Source organism: Mesorhizobium sp. 113-3-9, assembly GCF_016756515.1.
Classification (GTDB): domain Bacteria; phylum Pseudomonadota; class Alphaproteobacteria; order Rhizobiales; family Rhizobiaceae; genus Mesorhizobium.
Genome location: NZ_AP023246.1, coordinates 4,415,193 through 4,438,764, shown reverse-complemented (window position 1 = coordinate 4,438,764; position 23,572 = coordinate 4,415,193). Strand labels below are relative to the sequence as shown.

At 62.4% G+C, this 23,572-nt stretch carries 24 protein-coding genes and 1 tRNA gene; 9 read left to right on the top strand and 16 right to left on the bottom strand.

Going from position 1 to position 23,572, the window contains the following annotated elements:
* The first annotated feature begins 5 nt into the window (after positions 1-5).
* Positions 6-725, top strand: a complete 720-nt coding sequence (locus MesoLj_RS21505; RefSeq protein ID WP_140773509.1) for a DUF599 domain-containing protein — start codon at positions 6-8, stop codon at positions 723-725.
* On the opposite strand, the gene MesoLj_RS21500 is transcribed toward MesoLj_RS21505, so the two are convergent.
* The 7 genes from MesoLj_RS21500 to MesoLj_RS21470 all read right to left on the bottom strand — a co-directional run bounded on the left by MesoLj_RS21500 (position 698) and on the right by MesoLj_RS21470 (position 5,949).
* On the bottom strand, positions 698-1,495 hold the full coding sequence (locus tag MesoLj_RS21500; protein WP_202322298.1) for a YdcF family protein: 798 nt from the start codon (positions 1,493-1,495) through the stop codon (positions 698-700). The two genes, MesoLj_RS21505 and MesoLj_RS21500, sit on opposite strands and share 28 nt — an antisense overlap.
* Positions 1,496-1,550: 55 nt before the next feature.
* The gene (locus MesoLj_RS21495; protein ID WP_140773506.1) at positions 1,551-3,116 is read right to left on the bottom strand and encodes an amidase; all 1,566 of its coding nucleotides are present in this window, start codon (positions 3,114-3,116) and stop codon (positions 1,551-1,553) included.
* Positions 3,116-3,571 (bottom strand): GNAT family N-acetyltransferase, encoded by a 456-nt coding sequence (locus MesoLj_RS21490; protein ID WP_202322296.1) that lies wholly within the window; start codon positions 3,569-3,571, stop codon positions 3,116-3,118. The genes MesoLj_RS21495 and MesoLj_RS21490 overlap by 1 nt, the downstream gene beginning before the upstream one ends.
* A 7-nt stretch (positions 3,572-3,578) precedes the next feature.
* On the bottom strand, positions 3,579-3,866 hold the full coding sequence (gene gatC / locus MesoLj_RS21485) for an Asp-tRNA(Asn)/Glu-tRNA(Gln) amidotransferase subunit GatC (protein ID WP_027044576.1): 288 nt from the start codon (positions 3,864-3,866) through the stop codon (positions 3,579-3,581).
* An 80-nt stretch (positions 3,867-3,946) separates the two neighbouring features.
* A complete protein-coding gene (locus tag MesoLj_RS21480; RefSeq protein ID WP_244735556.1) occupies positions 3,947-4,795 on the bottom strand; it encodes a radical SAM protein in 849 nt (282 codons plus the stop codon).
* 5 nt (positions 4,796-4,800) lie between these two features.
* The gene (locus MesoLj_RS21475) at positions 4,801-5,217 is read right to left on the bottom strand and encodes a hypothetical protein (RefSeq protein WP_140773503.1); all 417 of its coding nucleotides are present in this window, start codon (positions 5,215-5,217) and stop codon (positions 4,801-4,803) included.
* Between the two features lie 24 nt (positions 5,218-5,241).
* Entirely contained in the window at positions 5,242-5,949 is a 708-nt protein-coding gene (locus tag MesoLj_RS21470; protein WP_202322294.1) for a metal-dependent hydrolase, read from the bottom strand.
* 124 nt (positions 5,950-6,073) lie between these two features.
* Here MesoLj_RS21470 and ruvX point away from each other — a divergent pair, with 124 nt between their 5' ends.
* A complete protein-coding gene (gene ruvX / locus MesoLj_RS21465) occupies positions 6,074-6,580 on the top strand; it encodes a Holliday junction resolvase RuvX (RefSeq protein WP_202322292.1) in 507 nt (168 codons plus the stop codon).
* On the opposite strand, the gene MesoLj_RS21460 is transcribed toward ruvX, so the two are convergent.
* The 3 genes from MesoLj_RS21460 to MesoLj_RS21450 form a co-directional block, all read right to left on the bottom strand.
* Complete coding sequence (locus MesoLj_RS21460; protein WP_140773498.1) at positions 6,498-6,839, bottom strand: DUF6105 family protein; 342 nt, start codon at positions 6,837-6,839, stop codon at positions 6,498-6,500. The two genes, ruvX and MesoLj_RS21460, sit on opposite strands and share 83 nt — an antisense overlap.
* A complete protein-coding gene (locus tag MesoLj_RS21455) occupies positions 6,839-7,387 on the bottom strand; it encodes a hypothetical protein (protein ID WP_140773496.1) in 549 nt (182 codons plus the stop codon). The genes MesoLj_RS21460 and MesoLj_RS21455 overlap by 1 nt, the downstream gene beginning before the upstream one ends.
* A 118-nt stretch (positions 7,388-7,505) precedes the next feature.
* Positions 7,506-9,134: a DNA alkylation response protein gene (locus MesoLj_RS21450; RefSeq protein ID WP_202322290.1), complete on the bottom strand. Its 1,629-nt coding sequence runs from the start codon at positions 9,132-9,134 to the stop codon at positions 7,506-7,508.
* A 226-nt stretch (positions 9,135-9,360) separates the two neighbouring features.
* On the opposite strand from MesoLj_RS21450, the gene MesoLj_RS21445 reads away from it, so the two are divergent.
* The 4 genes from MesoLj_RS21445 to dprA are packed head-to-tail and all read left to right on the top strand — an operon-like array spanning position 9,361 to position 13,395.
* A complete protein-coding gene (locus MesoLj_RS21445) occupies positions 9,361-10,341 on the top strand; it encodes an aspartate carbamoyltransferase catalytic subunit (RefSeq protein ID WP_140773492.1) in 981 nt (326 codons plus the stop codon).
* Complete coding sequence (locus MesoLj_RS21440; protein WP_140773490.1) at positions 10,338-11,624, top strand: dihydroorotase; 1,287 nt, start codon at positions 10,338-10,340, stop codon at positions 11,622-11,624. The genes MesoLj_RS21445 and MesoLj_RS21440 overlap by 4 nt, the downstream gene beginning before the upstream one ends.
* A 56-nt stretch (positions 11,625-11,680) precedes the next feature.
* The gene (gene plsY, locus MesoLj_RS21435) at positions 11,681-12,268 is read left to right on the top strand and encodes a glycerol-3-phosphate 1-O-acyltransferase PlsY (RefSeq protein WP_140773489.1); all 588 of its coding nucleotides are present in this window, start codon (positions 11,681-11,683) and stop codon (positions 12,266-12,268) included.
* On the top strand, positions 12,265-13,395 hold the full coding sequence (gene dprA / locus MesoLj_RS21430) for a DNA-processing protein DprA (protein WP_202322289.1): 1,131 nt from the start codon (positions 12,265-12,267) through the stop codon (positions 13,393-13,395). Before plsY ends, dprA begins: the two co-directional genes overlap by 4 nt.
* Positions 13,396-13,404: 9 nt before the next feature.
* Here dprA and MesoLj_RS21425 read toward each other — a convergent pair whose 3' ends face one another.
* The 5 genes from MesoLj_RS21425 to MesoLj_RS21405 all read right to left on the bottom strand — a co-directional run bounded on the left by MesoLj_RS21425 (position 13,405) and on the right by MesoLj_RS21405 (position 19,557).
* Positions 13,405-13,617, bottom strand: a complete 213-nt coding sequence (locus MesoLj_RS21425) for a hypothetical protein (RefSeq protein WP_140773485.1) — start codon at positions 13,615-13,617, stop codon at positions 13,405-13,407.
* Positions 13,614-14,411 carry a trehalose-phosphatase gene (gene otsB, locus MesoLj_RS21420; protein ID WP_140773484.1) on the bottom strand — a complete coding sequence of 266 codons (798 nt, stop codon included), beginning with the start codon at positions 14,409-14,411 and terminating at the stop codon, positions 13,614-13,616. Before otsB ends, MesoLj_RS21425 begins: the two co-directional genes overlap by 4 nt.
* Positions 14,411-16,180 carry an alpha,alpha-trehalose-phosphate synthase (UDP-forming) gene (locus tag MesoLj_RS21415; RefSeq protein WP_202322287.1) on the bottom strand — a complete coding sequence of 590 codons (1,770 nt, stop codon included), beginning with the start codon at positions 16,178-16,180 and terminating at the stop codon, positions 14,411-14,413. Before MesoLj_RS21415 ends, otsB begins: the two co-directional genes overlap by 1 nt.
* A gap of 110 nt (positions 16,181-16,290) precedes the next feature.
* The gene (locus MesoLj_RS21410) at positions 16,291-18,453 is read right to left on the bottom strand and encodes an amylo-alpha-1,6-glucosidase (RefSeq protein WP_202327386.1); all 2,163 of its coding nucleotides are present in this window, start codon (positions 18,451-18,453) and stop codon (positions 16,291-16,293) included.
* Between the two features lie 42 nt (positions 18,454-18,495).
* The gene (locus MesoLj_RS21405) at positions 18,496-19,557 is read right to left on the bottom strand and encodes a glycosyltransferase family 4 protein (RefSeq protein ID WP_202322285.1); all 1,062 of its coding nucleotides are present in this window, start codon (positions 19,555-19,557) and stop codon (positions 18,496-18,498) included.
* Positions 19,558-19,725: 168 nt separating this feature from the next.
* Between MesoLj_RS21405 and MesoLj_RS21400 the strand changes: the two genes are divergently transcribed.
* Both MesoLj_RS21400 and MesoLj_RS21395 read left to right on the top strand, forming a co-directional pair.
* Complete coding sequence (locus MesoLj_RS21400; RefSeq protein ID WP_202322283.1) at positions 19,726-20,223, top strand: hypothetical protein; 498 nt, start codon at positions 19,726-19,728, stop codon at positions 20,221-20,223.
* 257 nt (positions 20,224-20,480) lie between these two features.
* Entirely contained in the window at positions 20,481-22,547 is a 2,067-nt protein-coding gene (locus MesoLj_RS21395) for an acyltransferase family protein (RefSeq protein ID WP_202322281.1), read from the top strand.
* 73 nt (positions 22,548-22,620) lie between these two features.
* Here the strand turns inward: MesoLj_RS21395 and MesoLj_RS21390 are convergent.
* Positions 22,621-22,696: transfer RNA gene (locus MesoLj_RS21390), tRNA-Lys, on the bottom strand.
* 301 nt (positions 22,697-22,997) lie between these two features.
* Between MesoLj_RS21390 and MesoLj_RS21385 the strand changes: the two genes are divergently transcribed.
* Positions 22,998-23,486 (top strand): BA14K family protein, encoded by a 489-nt coding sequence (locus MesoLj_RS21385; protein WP_202322279.1) that lies wholly within the window; start codon positions 22,998-23,000, stop codon positions 23,484-23,486.
* The last annotated feature ends 86 nt before the right edge of the window (positions 23,487-23,572 follow it).

Genomic DNA, 23,572 nt, shown 5'->3' with positions numbered 1-23,572 from the left:
AGCCCATGGGCGATTCCTTCTATCTTTCGATGGCTGATTTCGGGGCGCTGGCCTTCTTCCTGATCGCGTGGCTGCTGCACACGCTCGCCTCCGACGGCAAGCTGGTCAGCCGCATGTCGCTGACGACGGCGATGAATGCGCAGCGCGAAGCCTGGATGCGCACCATGGCCGAACGCGAAATCCGTATTGTCGACACCGCCATCATGAGCGGCCTGCAGCAGGGAACCGCTTTCTTCGCCTCCAGTTCCCTGATCGCGCTCGGCGGCTGCTTTGCCTTGCTCGGCGCGTCCGACCGGGTGCTTGAAGTGCTGAGCAACCTGCCGCTCGGCGGAGCGCCGTCGCGCCCGGCCTTCCAGATCAAGGTGCTGGGACTGGTGCTGATCCTCGCCTTTTCCTTCTTCAAATTCGGCTGGGCCTACCGGCTGTTCAACTACTGCTCGATCCTGATCGGCGCGGTGCCGATCCCGCACGGCGAAGCCTCACGCAATCCGGTCACGGAAACGGCGGTGTGGCGGGCGGCGCAGATGAACATGCTGGCCGGCAAGCATTTCAACTCGGGCCTGCGCGGCGTGTTCTTCTCGATCGGCTATCTCGGCTGGTTCGTCGACCCGGTGGTGTTTGTGCTGTCGACGCTGCTGTTGCTGGCCGTGCTGGTGCGCCGCCAGTTCTTCTCGGCGGCGCGGCGCGCCGTCATCGGTCAGCCGCCCGGCGCCGGAAACGGCTGATCGATGCGGCCCGAAAGCCAATAGGCGAAAAGCCCGATCCATTCGCGGAGCGCTATGGTGGTGTTCTGCACGGAATCGATCGGATTGTCGCGAAACAAGCCGACACCTTCCTTGCCGGAAGTGTGATAGTCGACCGGCCATGGAACGGTTGGAAACCCAGCCTTGTCGAACAGCGCCTTGGCCCTTGGCATGTGGAAGGCAGAGGTCACCAGCAGCCAGGTCTCGCCCGGCTTCGGTTCGACGAGTTTGCGGCTGAAGACCGCATTTTCGTACGTGTTGCGGGACTTGTCCTCGAGGACAAGACGATCGGCCGATACACCAAGCGGGACGAGCAGGCGGGACGCGGTGTCGGCGTCCCCCTCGGCGTCGATGAAAAACGAGCCGTGTCCGCCCGATACAACCACCTTGGCCTGTGGGAAGCGCCGGGCGAGGATTGCGGTCTCGACCATGCGGTCGCCGCTGCTGCCCAATTCATAGCCGCCACGCGCCAAGTTGATGGCGCCCTCGAAGCCGCCGCCAAGCACGATGATGCCATCGACCTTTTGCGGCAACGGCGGGCGCGGAAAGCGTTCTTCCAGCGGGTTGAGCATCATCGCGCCAAGCGACGTCCAGGTCGAGAGCGCAAGGATCAGAAACCCGAGCACGCTGCCGGTGACTGCCAGCCGCCGCCGGCCGATCATCCCGGCGATCAGCCCCGCCAGAAGCAGGAAGATCGTCAGGTTGAGTGGCTGGATGAAGAACCAGAAGACCTTGGAAAGAAGGAAGAACATCGCTCACCCCATTGCGGCGTCGCGCATCCCTTTACGCGCTAGACGAGCGATACCCTTACCACCACTTTTCCGGCTGGAATGTGCCGGCCGCCTGCTCGATGACGGCGGCGGTCTGGAACAGCGTCTCTTCCTCGAACGGCCTGCCGATGAGCTGCAGGCCAAGCGGCAGGCCCTTGGGATCGAGACCGGCCGGCACGGCGATGCCCGGCAAGCCGGCCATGTTCACGGTGACCGTGAAAATGTCGTTGAGGTACATCTTGACCGGGTCGGCGGCCATGTCCTCGTCGGCGATGCCGAAGGCGGCCGACGGGGTCGCGGGGGTCAGGATCACGTCGACGCCGGCCGCGAAGACGTTTTCGAAGTCGCGCTTGATCAGGTTGCGGACTTTCTGGGCCTGCAGATAGTAGGCGTCATAGTAGCCGGCCGACAGCACATAGGTGCCGATCATGATGCGGCGCTTGACCTCGCGGCCGAAACCGGCCGCGCGGGTCTTCTCATACATCTCGACAATGTCCTTGCCTGGCACGCGCAAGCCGTAGCGGACGCCGTCATAGCGCGCGAGGTTGGATGAAGCTTCCGCCGGCGCAACGATGTAGTAGGCCGGCAGCGCGTATTTGGTGTGCGGCAAGGAAATGTCGACGATCTCGGCGCCGGCATCCTTGAGCCAGGCAATGCCCTTCTGCCACAGTGCCTCGATCTCCTCGGGCATGCCGGCGACGCGGTATTCCTTGGGAATGCCGACCTTCATGCCCTTGATCGGCTTGCCGATCGCCGCCTCATAGTCGGGCACCGGCCGGTCGACCGAGGTCGTGTCCTTCGGATCAACGGAGGCCATCGACCTGAGCAGGATCGCGGCGTCGCGCACGTCGCGCGCGATCGGTCCGGCCTGGTCGAGAGACGAGGCGAAGGCGACGATGCCCCAGCGTGAGCAGCGGCCATAGGTCGGCTTGATGCCGACGGTTCCGGTGAACGCGGCCGGCTGACGGATGGAACCGCCAGTGTCCGTGGCCGTGGCGCCGGCGCACAGGAAGGCCGAGACGGCGGTCGCCGAACCACCGGAAGAGCCGCCCGGCACCAGTTGCGCATTGTCCAGGCTGCGCTGGGTTTTCGTGCCGCCGGCCGATACGAAGCCGCCGTCGCCCTGATGCGTCGTCGGCATCACCACCGTGTCGAGGCGAGAACGCCGCCACGGGTTTATGACCGGGCCATAATAGGATGTCTCGTTGGACGAGCCCATGGCGAACTCATCCATGTTGAGCTTGCCGAGCATCACCGCGCCGTCGGCCCACAGATTGGCGGTGACAGTCGATTCGTAGCGCGGCTTGAAGCCGTCGAGTACATGGCTGCAGGCCTGGGTATGAACGCCTTCGGTGCCGAACAGATCCTTGATCCCCAGCGGAATGCCTTCCAGCGCACCGCCCTCGCCCTTGACCAGCCTGGCATCGGACGCCTTGGCCATGTCGCGCGCTCTGTCGCCGGTCACAGCGACATAGGCATTGAGCGCCGGATTGGCGCGATCGATCGCCGAGAGATAGGCCTCGGTGATCTCGGTCGCGGTGATTTCCTTGCCGCGCAGCTTGGCGCGGGCCTGCGAAATCGTCAGTCGGGTCAGGTCGCTCATCAAAGGCTCTTTTCGTAAAATACCGACCACTCGGAATCGGGATAATCCAGCACCGGGCCGCAGCGCGAGAACCCGGCACGTTCGTAGACGGCCCAGGCCGCGGGATGACGATCGCCCGTCTCCAGCACCAGCCGCCTCAGTCCTTCCTGCCGCGCCAGCGCCTCGACCCGTTCGACGATCCCCGCGCCGATCTTGCGGCCGCGATGCGAAGGCCGCGTGTACATGCGCTTGACCTCGCCGATGGCGTCGCCATGGCGTTTCAGCGCCCCACAACCGATGGCGATTCCGTCGTCGCGAGCGATGAAAACGGTCGTATCCTGGCCCGCCATCTGCTCGACCGTCAGATGGTAGCAATGCTCAGGCGGCGTCAGTTCGAGCAAGGTCTCGTTGAGTTCCTGGACCAGCCCGCGCACATCGTCCTGCAGCGGCGTCTCGATGGCGATCTCGATTGCCATCGGCGCCCTACTCCACGACCTTCGGCACGAGGAAGAAATTCTCTTCGGTCGCCGGCGCGTTGGCGACGATGTCGGCCGCCTTGTTGCCGTCGGTGACGACGTCCTGGCGCTTCTTCATCTCCATCGGCGTCACCGAGGTCATCGGCTCGACGCCGGAGACATCGACCTCGTTCAGCTGCTCGACAAAACCAAGGATGGCGTTCAGCTCGCCGGTCATGCGCTCGGCATCTTCTTCGCTGACCGCAATGCGGGCGAGACGCGCCACGCGCTTCACTGTCTTGACATCAACGGACATACATTTGCCTCGGGGAAAACCAGTTCGGGCTATAGCGGCGCGGCGCGCACTGCGCAACATGCATCGTGCCTGGCATCGCGCTAGGCAGCGGTGCCGACCCGGTCCTTGGAGCGCCGCAGCGGGTTGGGCAACTCGAACAATCGCTTCGTGGACGAACACATGCCGCATGCGTCCTCGTCTTCCAGCGCCGCGAAGGCTCGCAATTCCGCCATGGAGCAACCTGGCTCAAGCGGTCGATATGCCAGATAAGGATCCCATTTGCCGGAAAGCCGGTATTTTGCCTTCTGCATTGGCAGATAGGCGAGAGGACCGCATTTCCAGATCTGCCCGTCGTGGAGTTGCTTGCAATGGCGAGCCGGGCAGATTTCCCAACTGGCGCGAGGATCGCCGTCTTCGAACGGCGACATGGTGTCGCCGAAGCCTTCGTAACGCCGGGTCCAGTTCTTGTCGGATGGGCGGATCTCGATATGCAGCCCGTGTTCCCGGCGCCACGCCTCCACGAGATCGAAGACCGATTTCAATCTCGCCTGATACTCCTCGGAGGGGTGATGAACCGAGACGCACAATTGGGTATTGCCATCGGCGGCCAGAATTGCCGGCAATGTCGGGTGACGGTGCAGGAAGAAGCCGTTGCTGACGATTTCTATGCGCGCACCCGGCCAATGCCGCCGGACCAGCCCGACAAAGGCAGGCAGCTCCGGATGGATGGTGGGCTCTCCGCCCAGTAGAGAGAACCACACGACGTCTATGCGCCGGCTCCACAATCCCATCCAGCGATCCGCCTCATCGAGCGAGACGGTGCCGGAATGGGCGTGATTGGAGTAGTGCGAGCAACTTTCGCAAGACAGATTGCAGCCATGCGCGACGTGCAGTTCCAGTTTTGGGAACACCAGCCGCTCACGGCGAAAAAGCGACCTGACGCGTTGCATCATCGTCATGGCAGGGCAACGCCCTCGCATAGATAGTAGCTGCCGCTGTTGCCGCTCGCCTCACTTTCGTCGTCGATCGGCCGGACCGACACGAGATCGAGTTGCGTCGGGCTGATCCGCGTCACCGACAGGAGATCGGGAAAGACATAGCCCGGTTCCTGGCAGATGGCAGTCACCGCCCAGCTCGGCGAGCGCGTCGCCTTGCTGACCTGGACGAACTCGCAATTGTATTCGACGCCCTGCAAGCCATGCACGGAAAGCACGATGTTGCCGGCGTCGATCAACGTCTGCAGCGTGTCCTTCCTGGCCTGCGTGCAAAGCTCCTCGGACTGCAGATATACGCCTTCGATGAAATCATCCGCGGCGAGCGCGGGCGACGCCGCGACAAACATCGACACACAAAGAGATCGCCCCAACGCCATGGATTTGTTCCGCTTTGGCTGTTTCTAGATCGTAATCGTCTGACCGATATCAGGCAATGCGACCTTCACGCCGGACCCTTCCAGGCCGGCCTCGAATTTCTCGGGCGTCGGATCGATCATTGGAAACGTGCCGAAGTGGCAAGGCACGACTGTGTCGAAGTTGAAGAAGCGGCGACATGCAAGTGCCGCCACCGCGCCGCCCATGGTGAAACGGTCGCCGATCGGCACGATGCCGATCTTCGGCTCATGCAGTTCGTTGATCAGCGCCATGTCGGAAAAAATGTCCGTATCGCCCATATGGTAGAGCGTCCGGTCTTCCGGGAAATGCAGGACCAGCCCGCCGGGATTGCCGAGATAGACATTCCTGCCGCCGTCTTCGCCAAACGAGGAGGAGTGCAGCGCCTGGACAAAAGTGGTGGTGAAGCCGCCGCAATCGACCGTGCCGCCGATGTTGCCGGGATTGATCTTGTTGCCGTCCACACCCTTGCCGACCAGATACATGCATATCTCGAAATTGGCGACCAGCTGGGCACCGCTCTTGCCGAGCACTTCCAGCGCGCCGCTGATGTGGTCGCTATGCCCGTGCGTCAGCAGGACATGCGTGATCCCTTCCGCCGGCCCTTCCCAGCCGCCCGTCCAGGATGGGTTGCCGATCAGATAGGGGTCGATGAGGATCTTGGCGTCAGCGGTCTCGATACGGAAGGCCGAATGGCCGTACCAGGTCAGTTTCATGTATGCATTCCTCGATTTTTGCCGGGCCAAAGGATAGAACGCCGATAGCCCCGAGATCAAAGGGTATAGTGTCCGCCGCCTATCCGGAAGGATGCGTGCCGCTGAAAAAGACAAGGAAAAACCGTTGGCTATCATCACGATTGAGCAATTGCCGGCGCGGCTCGCCAATGGCAGGACGCTGGCGGGGCTCGATCTCGGCGACAAGACGATCGGCGTCGCGGTTTCCGATCGGGGATTCTCCTTCGCCCATCCACGCCCGGTCATCATGCGAAGGAAATTCTCCCTCGACGCCGCCGTGCTTCTGGCCTTGCTGGAGAAGGAGAATGTCGGCGCGGTGGCGATCGGGCTGCCGATCAACATGGATGGGTCGGAAGGTCCGCGCGCGCAGAAATCGCGCGCCTTCGTGCGCAACATGGCGCAGCTGAGCGACCTGCCCTTCGTGTTGTGGGATGAACGGCTGTCGACGGTCGCGGCCGAAAGGACGCTGATAGAAATGGATTTCTCGCGCGCCAAACGCGCCGGCAAGATCGATTCGGCGGCGGCCGCCTTTATTCTGCAGGGAGTTTTGGACCGGCTTCGGTCGCTCGATGCAGCCGAACGAACGGAACCTGGACCGCCCAACGCCGACTGATCCAGCCGGCGATTTCGCGACGGCGGCGAAACGCCCACAGGGCCAGCAGCAGAAACCCGTCGAAGATACACGTCTTCGCTACCATTCCCGGGATGATCGACGGGTCGATGCCCAGCATCTGACCGTAGAGCTGGAAGAAGAAGTCGTGCGTCTGCCGGCTGAGCATGACGTAGCCGAAATTGAGGTCGTTGGCCGACAGATAGAACCAGCCCCAGAAGATCGCCATCGGGGCCGCCCACATTCCGAAGATATAACGCATCAGCGGCCTCCCTTCCCGTTCGGTCCAGTTCGGCCCGATATCAGGGAGAGCAGCGAATTATGGGCCGCTGCCTTCGCCATGCTGTGCGCCATGGCATGGAAATCCGCGTCATCGGACGCGGCTGCCGAGCGCCGCTCGGCGAGCATAGCGACATAGGAGGCCAGAAGCGCGGCCAGTTGCACCGCGACGACCATGAAAAGCCCGTTGATGCCCTGCGCGGCGCCACCGATCAGGATCATCGACAGCACGCCTGAAGCGGAAATGAAGGCCATGCGAACGACGCTGTCTGCGCCCGGATTGGCCGCATCGTTGATCAAGGAATCGACAAAGGCCCAGAAGAACAGCACCGAGACAACCAGCAATGCTGTCGCCAGCGGCGCGACAACGATGACATTCTCCAGATTGACGAACCGGGCGCTCTCGACGGTGACGCCGAGCACGCCGAGGGCTGCGGCCACGCCGCGGTTTCCATCGATGCAGATCAGTGCCAGCAGGGCGAAAACAATCGCCCAGTGCACGGACAGAAAGGAGGTCAATACGTGTCGCATCGTGGATCCTGCTTCGGCAGGCATGACAGTGGGCTTTGCCGCCCGCCGCCGCAATGGAAACCATTTGTTAAGGTTAACGGCGATCCACAGGGCGCACAGCGACCCGGCGGTTCTCGGCTCAGTTCACCGGCGGATAGAGCGTGTCGATGATCATGCGGGCATCGTGGCGCGAATCGAGCATGCCATAGGTGTTGCGCCACTGGCCGGCCAGGCGCGTCTCGACGAAGGCATCGGCGATCCGCCCTGCCCCCAGCCGGCGCAATTCCGCCGCCGCTGCCGACAGCGCCAGTTGTTCGGTCAGCAGCCGGGCCGAGCCCTCATCGGTTGAAGCAACCTGCATTGCTGCCTTCAGCACGCCGATCGTGCCGCGCCCACCGGCGCCGAGGTCGCGGTCGATTCCTCCCAGCACCTCTTCGAACAGGCCCGGCGCGCGGCCGAGCACACGCAGCACGTCGAGCGCCATGACGTTGCCCGAACCTTCCCAGATCGCGTTAACCGGGGCCTCGCGATAATAACGGGCGAGCGGCGCTTCCTCGACATAGCCATTGCCGCCGAGGCACTCCATCGCCTCGAAGAGCAGCGGCGGCGCGATCTTGCACACCCAGTATTTGACGACCGGGGTCATGGCGCGGGCGAATGCCGCCTCGCCGCGATCGCTGGCCGCTTCGTCGAAGGAGCGCGCCAGCCTGAACGACAGCGCGGTTGCCGCAGCGACATCGAGCGCCATGTCGGCCAGCACGCGCTGCATCAACGGTTGCTCGATCAAGGTCGAACCGAACACCTGGCGGTGGCGGGCATGATGAACCGCTTCCGCCAGCCCTGCCCGCATGATCGCCGAGGACGCAACGGCACAGTCGAGCCGGGTCAGGGTCACCATGTCCATGATCGTCTTCACGCCGGCGCCGGGTTCGCCGACCATCTCGCCGATGGCGTTGACGAACTCGACCTCGGAAGACGCGTTGGAGCGGTTGCCGAGCTTGTCCTTCAGCCGCTGGAAGCGGAAGCCATTGCCCGATCCATCACCGAGAACACGCGGCACGAGGAAGCAGGACAGTCCCTCCGGCGCCTGTGCCAGCACCAGGAAGGCATCCGACATCGGCGCCGACATGAACCATTTGTGGCCGGTCAGGCGGTAGAAGCCGCTGCCGGCGCGTTCCGCCCTTGTCGTATTGGCGCGCACATCCGTGCCGCCCTGCTTCTCGGTCATGCCCATGCCGAGCGTCAGCCCGGTCTTCTCGACCGGCGGCTTCTGGCTCTGGTCGTATTTGCGCGTCGTGACCCGCGGCGCCCATTCGCGGAACAGTTTCGGGCTGGCCATCAACGCCGCAAGCGAGGCGCTGGTCATGGTTATCGGGCAGAGATGCCCGGTCTCCAGCTCTGCCGTCAAATAGAAGCGGGCGGAGCGCACCTGATGGCGGCGGCCGATCTCGGCGTCGCCATTTTCCCAGACCGAGGAATGCAGGCCGTTCGCCACCGAACGGCGCATCAAGGCGTGATAAGCGGGGTGGAATTCGACGAGGTCGATGCGTCGTCCCTGGCGGTCATGGGTCCTGAGCTTCGGCGTCTCGACATTGGCGAGGCGGGCCAGTTCCTGCGCCTCCTGCGTCAGCACGAAACGGCCGAGCCCGTCCAGGTCCTTGCGCACCGGGTCGGAAAAGCGCTCGGCAAGCTGGATCAGCAACGGATCGCCTCGCCAGGCGTTGCCGCCCGTCAACGGCGGCGGCTGGTTCGTTACGTCGTCGGTCACGCCCAATCCTTTTATCGGTAGACCTTGTGTCGGTAGAAGGTCCTTATCGTGCGAAAGCCACGAATCCGAGGCCCTCGGCTAGATATAGCCAAGCGTCGCCGCGTGCGCGACGAAAATACCGGCCGATATAATCGGCTATCTACACGAAAAAAATCGAGGAGAACGGCGCCAATCGAAAGCTGGTGCTTGCGGGCGCAAAATCCGCACCCTATAGCAGCCCCTTGAGATGACCGACGCTTCGTCCCTGCCACTCTATCCCCACCGCCATCTTCTTGGCATCAGCGATCTTTCGCCGGCCGATATCGAGCTTTTGCTCGACAGGGCGGACAGGGCGGTCGCGATCTCGCGGCAGTCCGAGAAAAAGACCTCGACGCTGCGCGGACGCACCCAGATCAATCTCTTCTACGAGGCCTCGACCCGTACGCAGTCTTCGTTCGAGCTGGCCGGAAAGCGGCTCGGCGCCGATGTCATGAACATGTCGGTGGCGAGTTCTTCCGTGAAGAAGGGCGAGACGCTCATCGATACCGCGATGACGCTGAACGCCATGCGGCCCGACATCCTGATCATCCGCCACCAGTCGGCGGGTGCCGCCGCTCTTCTGGCACAGAAAGTCGGCTGCTCGGTGGTCAATGCCGGCGACGGGGCGCATGAACATCCCACACAAGCGCTGCTCGACGCGCTGACCATCCGCCGCGCCAAGGGTCCGCTGTCGAAGCTGATCGTGGCGATCTGCGGCGACATCCTGCATTCGCGCGTGGCGCGCTCCAACATCATGCTGCTCAACGCGCTTGGCGCGCAGGTGCGGGTGGTGGCGCCTTCGACATTGCTGCCCTCCGGCATCGACAGGATGGGCGTCATCGTCACGCGCTCGATGGCGGAGGGCCTGAAGGACGCCGACGTGGTGATGATGCTGCGCCTGCAGCGCGAGCGGATGGAGGGCGCTTTCGTGCCTTCGGTGCGCGAATATTTCCGCTATTTCGGCCTCGACGCCGAAAAGCTGAAGGCGGCCAAGGAGGACGCACTGGTGATGCATCCGGGCCCGATGAACCGCGGTGTCGAGATCGCCTCGGAAATCGCCGACGGCCCGCAAAGCGTCATCCAGGAACAGGTGGAGATGGGCGTCGCCGTTCGCATGGCGGTGATGGAAGCGCTGCTTGATCCCCGTCGTAATCAAGAGGGCCGCAATCAAGAGGGTCGCGGCGCATGAGCACGACGGTCTTTGAACGCGCCCGCATCGTCGACCCCTCGCGCGGCATCGACGAAGTCGGCTCCGTCATTGTCGATGGCAAGAAGATCGTTGCCGCCGGCAAGGCGGCGTTGAACCAGGGCGTGCCCGGGGGAGCGACCGTCATCGACTGCGCCAACAAGGCGATCATCCCCGGCCTGATCGATGGCCGCGTCTTCATCGGCGAACCAGGTGGCGAGCATCGCGAAACCATCGCTTCGGCGAGTGTTGCGGCCGCGGCCGGCGGCGTCACCTCCATCGTCATGATGCCCGATACCGATCCGGTGATCGACAATGTCGCACTGGTCGAATTCGTGCTGCGTACCGCCAAGGACACGGCGATCGTCAACGTCTTTCCGGCGGCGGCGATCACCAAGGGCCTCGACGGCCGCGAGATGACGGAATTCGGCCTTTTGCGCGAGGCGGGCGCCGTCGCCTTCACCGATGGCCGCCACACCATAGCAAGCGCGCTGGTGATGCGCCGGGCGCTGACCTATGCGCGCGACTTCGGCGCCACCATTGTGCATGAGACGCAGGATGCCGACCTCGGTTCGTCCGGCGTCATGAACGAAGGCCTGTACGCCAGCTGGCTCGGCCTCTCCGGCATTCCGCGTGAAGCCGAATCCATCCCGCTGGAGCGCGATCTGGCTTTGGCGCGGCTGACGCGCGGTTCCTATCACGCGGCGAAGATCTCGACGGCTATGGCGGCAAACGCCGTGACGCGCGCCAAAGCCGACGGCGCTGCCGTCACCTCGGGCGTTTCGATCCACAATCTGTCGCTCAATGAAAACGATGTTGGCGAGTACCGCACCTTCTTCCGCCTGACACCGCCGCTGCGCGCCGAGGAAGACCGGCTGGCGATGATCGAGGCGGTCAGGGACGGCACGGTCGACATCATTGTCTCCTCGCACGATCCACAGGATGTCGACACCAAGCGCCTGCCCTTCGCCGACGCCGCGGCCGGAGCCATCGGATTGGAGACGTTGCTTGGCGCCGCCTTGCGGCTCCACCACAATGGCGATGTGCCGCTGCTGCGTCTGATCGAAACCCTGTCCACCGCGCCGGCAAGGCTGTTCGGATTGCCCGGCGGCACACTGAAGCCTGGTGCTGTCGCCGACCTTGCGATTGTTGATCTGGACGAACCCTGGATCGTCAGTGAAAGCGGCATTCGCTCGCGCTCGAAAAACACCTGTTTCGAAGGCGCGCGCCTGCAGGGCAAGGTCTTGCAAACACTGGTCGCGGGCCGCACAGTGTACTCGGCATAGACCGGGAACAGGCATCGCACCTGATCCGGCTGGCCAGGGGAAATGCGGGGGAAACAATGACTTACGGCCTGATCCTGGCATTGGTGTTCGGCTATCTGCTGGGCTCGATCCCATTCGGCTTGCTACTGACCCGTGCCGCTGGCCTCGGTGACGTGCGCAAGATCGGCTCGGGCAACATCGGTGCCACCAACGTGCTGCGCACCGGCAACAAGGGCCTGGCCGCCGCGACACTGCTGCTTGATGCGCTGAAGGGCACGGCCGCCGTGCTGATTGCAGGCCATTTCGCGCAGGAAATGGCGGTCTGGGCCGGCCTTGGCGCCTTTCTCGGCCACCTCTTCCCGGTCTGGCTGGGCTTCAAGGGCGGCAAGGGCGTCGCGACTTATCTCGGTGTGCTGATCGGCCTTGCCTGGCAGGTGGCGCTGATCTTCGCCGCCGTCTGGCTGGTGATGGCCTTCCTGTTTCGCTTCTCCTCGCTGGCGGCGCTGACGGCGGCCGTCGTCGTGCCGATCGCCCTGTATTTCATGAGCGCACCGCAGATAGCCGTCGTGTTCGTGGTGATGAGCATCATCGTCTTCATCAAGCACAGGGCGAACATTTCACGGCTGCTTGCCGGCACCGAGGGCAAGATCGGAGCCAAGGGATGAGCGAGCCAGCCGCCGGGCCGCGCCTCAGCGACCGGCAGCGGCTGAGCTGGCTGCGGCTGATCCGCACCCAGAATGTCGGCCCCGCTTCCTTTCGCGACCTGATCAACCGCTTCGGTTCCGCCGAAGTGGCGCTGGAGATCCTGCCGGAACTGATGATTTCGGGCGGCGCCAGCCGGATCGCCCGCATTCCCTCGATCGCCGAAGCCGAAGCCGAGCTCGAGGCAGCTCGCAAGGCTGGCGCGCGTTTTGTCGGTATCGGCGAGCCAGACTATCCATCCTTGCTGAGAACCATGGACAATCCTCCCCCGCTTCTGGCGGTCAAGGGCAATGCCGCCGTGTTCCGGTTGCCGGGGATTGCCATCGTCGGCGCCCGTAACGCATCGCTGGCCGGCATAAAGATGGCGCGCAAGCTGGCGGCCGATCTTGGCGGCGACGGCTACGGCATCGTCTCCGGCCTGGCGCGCGGCATCGACACGGCGGCGCACCAGGGCAGTCTGGCGACTGGCACGGTCGGTGTGCTCGCCGGGGGCCTCGACCTGCCCTACCCGCCTGACAATGCCGGCCTGTGCGAGGAGATCGCCGCGCGTGGCGCCATCATCTCTGAAATGCCATTCGGCTGGCAGCCGCGCGCCCAGGATTTTCCACGCCGCAACCGGCTCGTCGCGGGGGCTGCCCTTGGGCTGGTGGTGGTCGAGGCGGCGCAGCGTTCCGGCTCGCTGATCAGCGCCAGGCTTGCCGGCGAAATGGGCAGGCTGGTCTTTGCCGTGCCCGGCTCCCCACTCGATCCGCGCGCCGCAGGCTGCAACGGCCTGCTCAAGGACGGCGCCACTCTGGTCACCGAGGCATCGGATGTTTCCAGGGCGATCGCACCGCTGACAGGCATGCGGGCGCCTGATGTGCCGCCGTTTGAGGACCCGCCCGACTTTTCAGCCACCCCGCCGCCCGGCGAAAGTGACCGCGCCCGCGTCATTGAGGCGCTCGGCCCGACGCCGGTGCCGGTCGACGAGATCATCCGTCACACCGGCCTGCACCCGGCCCAGGTTTTCATGGTGTTGCTGGAACTCGACCTTGCCGGTCGGCTCGAACGCCATGCCGGCGGCAATGTTTCGCTGGTTTTCGCGCCTTAAAGCCGATCGTCAGTGCCGATTGGTATTTTTGTCCTGATTTTCCGCATAGTCCTGCGTGTTCGCTCCAAAAAGATCCCTTTCGACAATCCCGCGCCAGACCATGTCCGCATCCCCCGGGCGGGACGGATCGAAGTCGGGATCGGTCTCATGCACGTTCGGGCGCGAGCGCCGCCGCAGCCAGGCAGGCATGATCTCCCGGATGAGGCTGGTGAACTGGGTCATTGCCGGCTCCTTCGTTCCGTGGGGCGACCAGTCGATCTCTCCGCGTTGCCGTGGCTAACGGCATCAAGCCAGGCCAGCGCCTCGTCGACCCCGGCAAGCGCATGGCGCGCGGCGGTCGGTCCGCGCGGTCTGATACGCACGGAGACGCCATCCATTTCATTGATGACGTCAAAGCCGCTTTCATCCGAAGTGTCATCACCGAGGAATACAGGGCTGCGGCCGGCAAAAGCCGGTTGCTCCATGAAGCGCCGGATGGCCGCTCCCTTCACCGCCTCCAGCGGCATCAGTTCAACCCCTGCATTGCCGGCCAACACCCGATAGCCTGCGGGCAGCCTGTCCAGTGCCTGTTCGACCAGTTGTATGGCGTGCCGCAGCAAATGCGGCGCCGCGCGTGTATGAATGGCCAGGATCGGTCCCTTGCGCTCGATATAGACATCCGCACTGCCCAATTCCGCTTCGATTTCCCGGGCAAGGGCCGCGATGTCCGCCGGTTCACCGGCCGCCTCGACCGCACCATCGCGCGCCAGCCTGTGCTCGAGACCATAAAGCCCCGCGGCGCGCAATCTGAGGGGTTGGAATAGATGGTCGACAGCGGCGATCGACCGTCCCGTGATGAACGCCAATGCTCCGTCCAGTTGCGCTTCGAGCCGTGCCAGCAGCATGCGCAACTCCTCACTGACAACCACCGCATCTGGATGCGCGGCATGTTCGAGAAGCGTGCCGTCAATGTCCAGGAACAGTGCCCACCGTGCTTGCGGTACGTCAGGCACGGACAGGTTTGGCGATATCGACATCACAGCGCCGCCACGCGTCTGCGATCGAGCAACGATATCACATTGCCAGGGGGCGTCGGAGCGACGCCCACGGCACGATCGACCGCATCACGCTTGCGCAGGCGCGCGGCATCGAGAAGCATGCTGCCCGCCCACCGATAGACATTGTTGTCGCGCACGATCTCGCGCATGCGTCGCATGCGCTGGAGTTGCTCGTCCTCGGACATGGTCAGGGCCTGCAGCAAGGCATCGCCCATCATAGCCGCGTCATAGGGATTGACGATCAGCGCCTCCAGCAGCTCCTTGGAGGCGCCGGCGAACATGCTGAGCAGCAGCACACCTTGTTCATCCTCACGCGCCGCGACAAACTCCTTGGCGACGAGGTTCATGCCGTCGTGCAGGCTGGTCACCATGCAGGCATCGGCCGCGCGGTAGATTTCGTAGACCTGTTCTTGCGAGTGATGTTCCGTCACCATCAGAACCGGCGTATAGCCTTCGCGACCGTAGCGCTGGTTGAGATCCTCGGCATGGCGCAGGCACTCCTCATACAATTGTTGATAGGCAGGAAGAGTGCCGCGGCTGGGCGCCGCGATCTGCAGGAATGCCACCTTGCCGATCCATTCCGGATGAAGCGTCAGCAGTTCATCGAGTGCATTGAAGCGATCAAGGATACCCTTTGTATAGTCGAGACGTTCGACGCCGACGCACAGTTTGACATGTTCGGCCAGGCCGAATTTCTCGCGGACCTGCCTACGGCATTGCGCCACGTCAGGCAGCTTGGCCAGTTGCGCCGGCGGCCATTCGATGGAAATCGGATAGGCATGAACCAGGCTGATCTGGCCGCCATAGGAGATGGCCGAGTCCTCGCGCTCGATCCTGCTCTCCAGGAAACGGTCAACGCTGTCGATGAAGTTGTTGCAATGAAACTGGGTGTGAAAACCAACGATCGAACTGCCAAGCAGGCCCTCGAGAATCTTCTCGCGCCACGGGCATATGCTGAACACCTCCGAGTTCGGCCACGGAATATGCCAAAAGGTGATGATGATCGCCTCGGGCAGGCGCTCCCGGATCATCCGCGGCAGCAACGCGAAATGGTAATCCTGGACCAGCACGATCGGCCGCTCGTTGCGGGCTTCCGCGACGACTGTATCGGCGAATTTGCGGTTGACCGCCTCATAGGCTTCCCAATCCGAGGCGCGGAATATCGGCCGGGTGAACGCGATATGGCACAGCGGCCAGAGGCCTTCATTGGCAAAGCCGAGATAATAACCTTGCTGCTCTTCCTCGCTCAGCCAGACGCGGCGCAGCGTGTAGGAAGGATTGTCGGGCGGCACCTCGATCCGATCGTTCTTGTCGACCACGAGCGCGTCGGCCGAACCGCCGCCATAGGCGATCCAGGTGCCGGCACATGCCCGCGTGATCGGCTCCAGGGCGGAGACGAGCCCACTGGCGGGTACGACCAGCCGGATGTCGTCGCCTTCGCGGTTGTGGATATACGGCTCGCGGTTCGAGACGACGATCACCTGGGCATCGGGAAGTTCGGTCGCAAGGATATGACGCAGCGTTTCGGGCGACCACTGCACCAGTGCCGCGGCCGCCGACTGCCCATTTTTCTCGAATTCCGGCAAAGGGCTGCGAGCGGGTTCAAGCTCCGAGGCGGTAGGCCTGCTGCCCTTGCGCGCCCGTACCACCATCGTCACCAGCACAACGGCCAGGACGCAGACGGCGACAAGAATAAACAGCCACAATGCGAATACGGGAACGACGAGGTACGAACTGTTGTCAGGCATTGAAATCGATGACCCTTCGATGGGATGCCGCAGCGGCTTTATCGGCTGGAGTTTCGGCACCCCATAGTCTGGTGGTCCAACGCCCGCGGGACGTGATGGTTCCGATTTTTTCAGCTCCTGACCACGAGCGGCACCAGCCCCTCATGCGGTTCGGCAAGGAAGGCGCCGACACGGTCTCCCACGCGCTGGAATGTCAGATCCACCGCCGCCTGCCCTACCGAAAGATGGCGGATGACGAGGTTGTCGATGCCGATAGGCAGGCGCGGCCGGGTCACATGGATCTCGCCTGTCCAGCCATCGATCCGCAGGCCGAGGCACGACTGCATGAGCATGAAGGCGGAGCCGGCGGACCAGGCTTGCGGCAGGCAGGCCACCGGATAGGCAATCGGCGCTTCGCCGGCCGCTCGCGTGAAGCCGCAAAAGAGTTCCGGCAGCCGCATGTTGAAATGAACGGCGGATTCGAAGGTGCCGCTCATCAGCCGCACAACGCTGTCGCGAATGCCGTATCGCGCCAGCCCGGCTGCGCAGATCGCCGTGTCGTGCGGCCAGATGGATCCGTTGTGATAGGACATCGGATTGAAGAAGATCGCGTCGTCCGCCAGCGTCCGCAATCCCCAGCCGGAATGGAACGAGGCCGACAGCAGCTGGTCGGCGACCATGCGCGCTCGATCCGGTTCGGGAAGGCCGACATAAAGCAGGTGACCGGCATTGGATGTGCGCACCTTGCAGGGTTGGCCGTCGCCATCCAGCGCCAGCGCATAGTAGCTGAGGTCCTCGATCCAGAAATGGCGCTCGACTTTTTGCCGAATGGCGTCGGCGCGTATTTCCCAGCTTTCCGCCCGCTCCGCTTCACCGCGCAGCCGTGCCAGCTTCGCCAGGCCCTGGAATGCCGCAAAGACATAGCCCTGCACCTCGACCAGCGCGATCGGCCCTTTCGGGATGCGGCCATCGGCGTGAAAGACGGAATCGAAACTGTCTTTCCATCCCTGGTTGGCAAGGCCGGATTCCGCGGCACGCTGGTAGGTGAGGAATCCCGTCGAACGGCTCGCCGTCTCGATCCATTCGGCCGCGGCGCACAGCGAGGGCCACAGGTCATCGATGAAGGCCGTGTCTCCCGTGCGGTCCGCATAGGCGCAGGCAAGATGGATATAGAGCGGCGTCGTGTCGACACCGCCATAGTAGCGCCCGAACGGCAGCTCGCTCAGCGCCACCATCTCGCCCTTGCGCGTCTCGTGCATGATCTTGCCGGGTTCGGAATCGCTGAAGGGAGAGGTCTCGGTCGCCTGGTGCTGGGCGAGAAACGCCAGAACGCCGCGCGCCAGGCCAGGATTGAGCCAAAGCATCTGCAAGGCTGAAATCACACCATCGCGGCCAAAGGCGGTGGAAAACCAGGGAATGCCGGCATAGGGATAGGGCCCGGTCGCCAGTTCCGTGGTGAGCAGCGCGACATCGGCGCGAGCCCGCGCCATCCAGTCATTGAAAACGCGGCCCGAACTGTGCAGCGTCGCGCCATGCCGGCGTTTGGCGCGCATGCCGAAACGAGCACGGGCGGCGGCAGCGCGAAACCGCTGGCTTTCGGGACTGGCAACCGTCTCGTTGCCCACTTCCACGTAAAGCGTCTGGCTGCTGCGCTTGGTGACGGCGATGATGAAATCCGCCCGCTCAGAGGTCAGTTGATCGGGCGTCTGAGAAAATGAAATCGCCGATGTCCGCACCACGTTGTCCAGGCCTTCGTAGCGGAGCACGACCGCGCTCCTGGCGATCTCGGCCGTATGGGCGGTTCCGCGCTTCGAGCGGGTCGAGCCCCGAACCTCGAACATATCGCGAAAATCGGCGGCAAAACGCAGCGACAGCAGGATCGTCGAATGCTCACGGCTGTAGTTGGACAGCGTTATGCGTTCATACAGCCGTTCCTCCCACAGCAGCCGGACGCGCTCGATATGGATAGCGCCTTGCGGTATCTGGCGACCCGCCGCGCTCTCGATCGGCAGATTGGTCAGATTGGAGGTGAACAGCACATTGTCCTGGCTGAGCGACGCGCCAAGCAACGATGTCGACCGCCCGCCGACGGTCAAGCGAAATTCGGAAAGCACGCGCGTGTCGTCGCGGAAGAACCCGTCGCCGACACCGCGTATGTCGCCATAGGCGTCGGCAACGGCGAAGCAGTCACCATGCTTGAGCGCGAAAAGACGATGCGGCTCCCTGGGCGCGGTTTCGTCCAGGGAAGCCAGTGCTATGGCAGGATCGAGCTTGCGCTCGTCGAGGTGGGTGATGGTCAAAAGATCGTCCCGTGCTGGTTTCGAACGGGTGAAGGCCTACGAGGCTCTGCTTTGCTCATGTCCGTTGTTCAGCCGCGAATAGGCCGCGACGTAATCCCTGGCCATTCTGTCGGCTGAGAACCGCCTCTCGAACACCGCTCTTATGCGCCGCCTGTCGAGTTGCAGGAGAGCCGGCATCGAGGCGACGGCATCTTCGATGGTTTCGACGACGAAGCCGGTAACCCCATAATCGATGATCTCGGGCATGGCGCCGCAACTCCAGGCCATGACCGGGGTTCCGCAGGCCATGGCCTCGATCACGGCAAGGCCGAAGGGTTCGGGCCAATCAATGGGAAACAAGAGGGCGGCTGCGTTGCCAAGAAACATGCTCTTCTGGTCCTCGCCGATCTCGCCGACATATTCGACCCTGTCGCCATCGATCATCGGCTGGACGACTTCCTCGAAATAGGCTCGATCGCCATCGCCCACCTTGGCCGCAAGCTTGAGTTTGAGCCCGGTGCGGCGGGCGATCTCGATCGCCCTGTCCGGCCGCTTGTCGCGCGACATCCTGCCGAGAAAGGCGAGATAGCCGCCGTCCGAACCTGCCTCGAAATCGGGTTCGTAGAGATCGACGGGCAGTCCGTGATGAATCGTCGCCAGCCAGTTCGCGGACGCGAACCGCGCCCGCTGGCTGCGGGATATGGAAATCATCGGAAAGCGCGGGAACCGGTCATAGGCTTGTGCGAGGTCGGCGTAATCCAGCCTGCCATGCGGGGTCGTGACCGTGCGCTGCGGGATCTCTCGGAAGAACGGGAAGTGCAGGAAATGGCTGAGGTGAAAATGAATGACGTCGAAATCGTCGGCCCGCTTCCTCACCTCGTCGAGCATCGACAGATGCGCCGCGATCTCGGACTTCAATGGACGCGGATCGAGCCGAAGTGCCCGCTCGCGGCATGGCACGAGCCTGGCGGAGGTCTTCGTGTCGCCACTGGCGAACAATGTCACATCGTGGCCAAGGGCGACGAGAGCCTCGGTCAGGTAGGAAATGATGCGCTCGGTGCCGCCATAAAGCCTTGGCGGCACGGATTCGTATAGCGGCGCGACGTGGGCAATCTTCATGGCCCGGCCTTCCCTCAATGAGCTGGTGATGCAGCGAGAATGCCTCAGCCGCAGGATCGTTCCGGCCTCATTCGCAGATGCGTCAAATGGTCGGGAGCATTTGATGTTTGATCGAGCCGCCCTATTTCGTTTTGGCTGCCGAGTTGCACTCGGCTCAAGGAGGCCTCAGTGCAGGAGCCCAGGGATATCGCGGCCCGACGCCTGAGCATGATCATCGAGCAATATGTCGAGGCCAGAAAACGGCGTTATGGCTTCGTATCGACGGATCAGGCTGCCAGGGTTATCCGCAAGATGCTGAAACCAGCGGATCCAGCCCTTTCCGACCGCAAGCTCGACGATATGGTCGCCGCACTCGCGGTGAAGAACCGCCTGGCGGTCGTCTTCGATCGCGGCGCCAGGGGACCGGCTGAAGGCACCGAGGCCGACCTGAACAGAAAGGAACCGCCCATGCGAGCACCAACGGAGGCTCCGGATGTTGCCGGCGCGGTGGATGCCATTCTGGGCACCCGGACAGCCCCGCTTTCCCAAACCACCCCACTTTCGATGAGCGCTGTGATCTCGCTGCTGCGCGAACGGACCGGCACCAAGCGCTCGGACGCGGATCTGGAAGGCCTGATCGCCAAGAAGGCCGCCGTTCTGGACGTGCATCTGTCGCGGAACGGCTGAGCGTCGATCGCGGCGCGCTACGGAGGCTTACGAGCAAGTCGAATGTCCTCGCTGGCGACATTCGGTTGCAACTGAAAGCCACGGATCAGCCTCACAGCGCCTTCGAACGAAACAAATCCTGTCTCCGGCCTTTCCCATGGTCGGCACATCCTGTAATTGCCCGCAGACTAGGGCTGCTGCGCGTCAACTGTAGGCTGGCCTGAACCAGAACGTTGTCCGATTGGATTTTCCAGCTACAGGAACGCATGTCTCGTCCAATGGCCGATAATTTTGGTTCGACCTCGGAACGCTCGTCGAAGGACTACCTGGCTTTCCTTGATGGCCTCCGGGCCATCGCGATCCTGTCAGTCGTATTCTACCATCTGTATGGCGACCGTCTCCCCAATGGTTTTTTGGGGGTTGATGTTTTCTTCGTAATTTCTGGTTTCGTCGTCAGCTATACCGTGTCGAGGCGCTACCGGGGCCAGTCCGCTTTTCATTTTGTCTTGGAATTCTATGCGCGCCGATTCACGAGAATTATGCCGGCGCTGTTGGTGTGCTTGCTGTTCAGTGCGCTCGCCACCTTTCTGTTTGTTCCAGACGCCTGGCTCAGCACATCAATCAGTAGAACCGCCTCTTCCGCCTTCGTCGGCCTGAGCAACATCTTCCTGGCCAAGGGAACCGACTATTTTTCACCCGTGACCGAGTTTAACCCATTCACCCACACCTGGTCTCTTGGGGTTGAGGAACAATTCTACGTTGTTTTCCCGCTGCTGTTTTTTCCTTGGGTTATAGGACCGCGCGGGAAGAGATTCTCGGCGCTTGTTTATGGTGCGCTCGCTGTCGCGTCGGTGGCGATATGGCTTCATCTTCTGGCTGCGAACCCGCTTCACGCCTTCTACATGCCCTATGCTCGCTTTTGGCAGTTGGCATGCGGCATATTGTGCTTTCAGCTTGTCAGCCGGATAGGGAAGCGGCCGGGCTTCGAAAGGCATTGCAATCTTGCAGCCACGATCGCGTTGATAGGGCTCGTGGCGACATTCGCGTTCGACTTTGGCACGGGTTCGCATGGGCTTGAGAACATCGCCGCAGTTGCCTGCACAACTGTCTTGATCGGATGCCTCTACCATCTGGGAAGCAATCGTGCGCCGCACTTTGCGGCGTTGGAGATAAAGCCGGTCAGGTTCGTCGGGTGGATCTCATACTCTCTCTACCTATGGCATTGGCCAGTCTTCGTGATCGCAAGATGGACGATAGGCACCGAAACCACCGCCACAAAATTGGCAGCGTTGCTGGTCGCGGTGGCGTTCAGCCTCGGCTCGTATTTCTGGATCGAAACACCGACGCGTCGTTTGCGGCTTCTGAGAACCGCCCCCGACATAGCCGTTGTTGCCCTCTTTTTGGTTGCCATCGCTGCTGTGTTTTGCGGCTTCAAACTGATGCGTGACCATCGATATGACATCGCCTTGAGCACAGTCATGAGGAATCGAGGCGAATGGTATGCGACCTCACCAGACACCTCTCCCCAGTCTGCTGGCTGCGCCGTCGTCACAGAAACCGTGGAAGAAGCACTGTTCTTCACCAAACACGGGTGCCCGGGCGAAGGGCGCAGTGAGACCTTGTTCGTGCTGGGCGACTCTCACGCCGGAGCCTACATTCCTCTTCTGAAGCGCTTCACGCTCGAAACCGGCATCCGAACAGTGGTGGTGTCGACCGCCGGTTGCCCGTTTGTCAGCTTGAATCTTCGCCACGACACTGACCCAACGTGCGCTCATGCCACGACTGCCAGTGCGGCCTACATAGCCAAGATTGCCAAGCCTCGCGACCTGCTGTTCCTGCCCTCGCTCCGTCTACCCCGACTTAGCTTTCAAGAGGCTGCAGGCCCCAACAGTAGCGCGGAGAGCAGCGAGCAGCAGAGAGAACAAGCCGTCAAGAACGCTATCAATCAACTTACCCACCTCTCCAAGGCGGGACTATCGATTGTTTTCGAAGCCCCAAAGCCAATCTTTAGGGCCCCGGCCTTTCGATGCAGTGATTGGTTCAATTCAATGAATCCGTCCTGTACTAACGGATTCGACATCGATCGAAAGTTGATAGAAAATCTTCGATCACCAATTTTGAAGGGCTACGCTGAGATATCAGCGGCTCTGACGAACATTCACGTCTGGGATCCTTTGCCTACGCTTTGCCCGCAAGTTACATGTTCGGCGTTCAGGGATGGACACCCGTTGTTCTTCGACGGCGATCATGTCACGGCCTACGCCAATTCGCTTCTGGTGGAGGGCTTCGTGTCAGAGATCGAGGCCATAATTTCTAAAGACCAAGCACCGGACTTTGGCATGTAAACTACCTGCCGGCCGACTTGGCGCCTGCGCATGCGGTCCGCCAACTGAAACCGAAGACGTTTTCGGGAAACAATGGTGAGCGCGATGGGATTCGAACCCATGACCTACTGATTAAAAGTCAGTTGCTCTACCGGCTGAGCTACGCGCTCCCGCGGGCTTGAAGGGCGCCCTCGAAATTGCGCGGAACATAGGGAGAGTGCCTCGACCGGTCAACCGGAAAAAGAGGTCCACTGGTCAGACTTCTCAAGCATCGCCGCCGGGCCTCCCTGCCCGCTTCGGTTACGAGTGGCGGGCTCCTGGCAAAGCAGAGGCGCAGCCTCCCGTCGGCACCTGGTACAGGCCGGAGAAACATTACAAATCAGCAACTTGGGATTTGGCGAGGAACCTTCGCCCACATCACCCGTTGTCTCGCCACAAGGGACGTCAATCACCCTTTCGAAGGAGAAGACCATGAATAAGATCGTAACGGGTATACTGGCGACCACACTTTCAGCTTCGTTTGCCGCGGCTGCTGTGCCTGCCAATGCAGCGCAGATGTTCGTGCCGCAGGCGGCATCGGCTTCGAGCGATGTGCAGACGGTCGATTACAAGCCGTGGATGAACAACCGTCACGTCAACCGCAATTTCGGCAACCGTCATTTCAACGGCAATCGTAACTTTGCTCGCAACAATGACGGCGGCGGCTATTGGAACGGCCATCGCGGTTATCGCGAATACCATCGCGGCTATCGCCGTCATGGCGACTATTGGTTCCCGCTCGCGGCTTTCGCGACTGGCGCCCTGATCACGGGTGCGATCGTCAACAGCGAGAACCACCGCGTCTACGAAGGCAATTCCCATGTGCAGTGGTGCTACGACCACTACCGTAGCTACCGTTCCTCGGACAACACCTTCCAGCCGAACTACGGCCCGCGGCAGGAGTGCCGTTCGCCTTACTGACCCAGGCGAATATCAGTAGCTGGAAACTCTGAACGGAAGGCCCGCGTCGGAAATGGCGCGGGCCTTTTGCGTTGGAATTGCACCAT

What these genes read in the sequence shown, in the direction of transcription:
- MesoLj_RS21500 (WP_202322298.1), bottom strand. Translation starts at nt 1,495, where the DNA reads ATGTTCTTCCTTCTTTCCAAGGTCTTCTGGTTCTTCATCCAGCCACTC.
- MesoLj_RS21455 (WP_140773496.1), bottom strand. Translation starts at nt 7,387, where the DNA reads ATGCGACACGTATTGACCTCCTTTCTGTCCGTGCACTGGGCGATTGTT.
- dprA (WP_202322289.1), top strand. Translation starts at nt 12,265, where the DNA reads ATGAGCGAGCCAGCCGCCGGGCCGCGCCTCAGCGACCGGCAGCGGCTG.
- MesoLj_RS21475 (WP_140773503.1), bottom strand. Translation starts at nt 5,217, where the DNA reads ATGGCGTTGGGGCGATCTCTTTGTGTGTCGATGTTTGTCGCGGCGTCG.
- plsY (WP_140773489.1), top strand. Translation starts at nt 11,681, where the DNA reads ATGACTTACGGCCTGATCCTGGCATTGGTGTTCGGCTATCTGCTGGGC.
- MesoLj_RS21495 (WP_140773506.1), bottom strand. Translation starts at nt 3,116, where the DNA reads ATGAGCGACCTGACCCGACTGACGATTTCGCAGGCCCGCGCCAAGCTG.
- MesoLj_RS21480 (WP_244735556.1), bottom strand. Translation starts at nt 4,795, where the DNA reads ATGCAACGCGTCAGGTCGCTTTTTCGCCGTGAGCGGCTGGTGTTCCCA.
- MesoLj_RS21445 (WP_140773492.1), top strand. Translation starts at nt 9,361, where the DNA reads ATGACCGACGCTTCGTCCCTGCCACTCTATCCCCACCGCCATCTTCTT.
- MesoLj_RS21385 (WP_202322279.1), top strand. Translation starts at nt 22,998, where the DNA reads ATGAATAAGATCGTAACGGGTATACTGGCGACCACACTTTCAGCTTCG.
- MesoLj_RS21505 (WP_140773509.1), top strand. Translation starts at nt 6, where the DNA reads ATGGGCGATTCCTTCTATCTTTCGATGGCTGATTTCGGGGCGCTGGCC.
- MesoLj_RS21395 (WP_202322281.1), top strand. Translation starts at nt 20,481, where the DNA reads ATGGCCGATAATTTTGGTTCGACCTCGGAACGCTCGTCGAAGGACTAC.
- MesoLj_RS21405 (WP_202322285.1), bottom strand. Translation starts at nt 19,557, where the DNA reads ATGAAGATTGCCCACGTCGCGCCGCTATACGAATCCGTGCCGCCAAGG.
- MesoLj_RS21490 (WP_202322296.1), bottom strand. Translation starts at nt 3,571, where the DNA reads ATGGCAATCGAGATCGCCATCGAGACGCCGCTGCAGGACGATGTGCGC.
- MesoLj_RS21415 (WP_202322287.1), bottom strand. Translation starts at nt 16,180, where the DNA reads ATGCCTGACAACAGTTCGTACCTCGTCGTTCCCGTATTCGCATTGTGG.
- gatC (WP_027044576.1), bottom strand. Translation starts at nt 3,866, where the DNA reads ATGTCCGTTGATGTCAAGACAGTGAAGCGCGTGGCGCGTCTCGCCCGC.
- MesoLj_RS21425 (WP_140773485.1), bottom strand. Translation starts at nt 13,617, where the DNA reads ATGACCCAGTTCACCAGCCTCATCCGGGAGATCATGCCTGCCTGGCTG.
- MesoLj_RS21470 (WP_202322294.1), bottom strand. Translation starts at nt 5,949, where the DNA reads ATGAAACTGACCTGGTACGGCCATTCGGCCTTCCGTATCGAGACCGCT.
- otsB (WP_140773484.1), bottom strand. Translation starts at nt 14,411, where the DNA reads ATGTCGATATCGCCAAACCTGTCCGTGCCTGACGTACCGCAAGCACGG.
- MesoLj_RS21460 (WP_140773498.1), bottom strand. Translation starts at nt 6,839, where the DNA reads ATGCGTTATATCTTCGGAATGTGGGCGGCCCCGATGGCGATCTTCTGG.
- MesoLj_RS21440 (WP_140773490.1), top strand. Translation starts at nt 10,338, where the DNA reads ATGAGCACGACGGTCTTTGAACGCGCCCGCATCGTCGACCCCTCGCGC.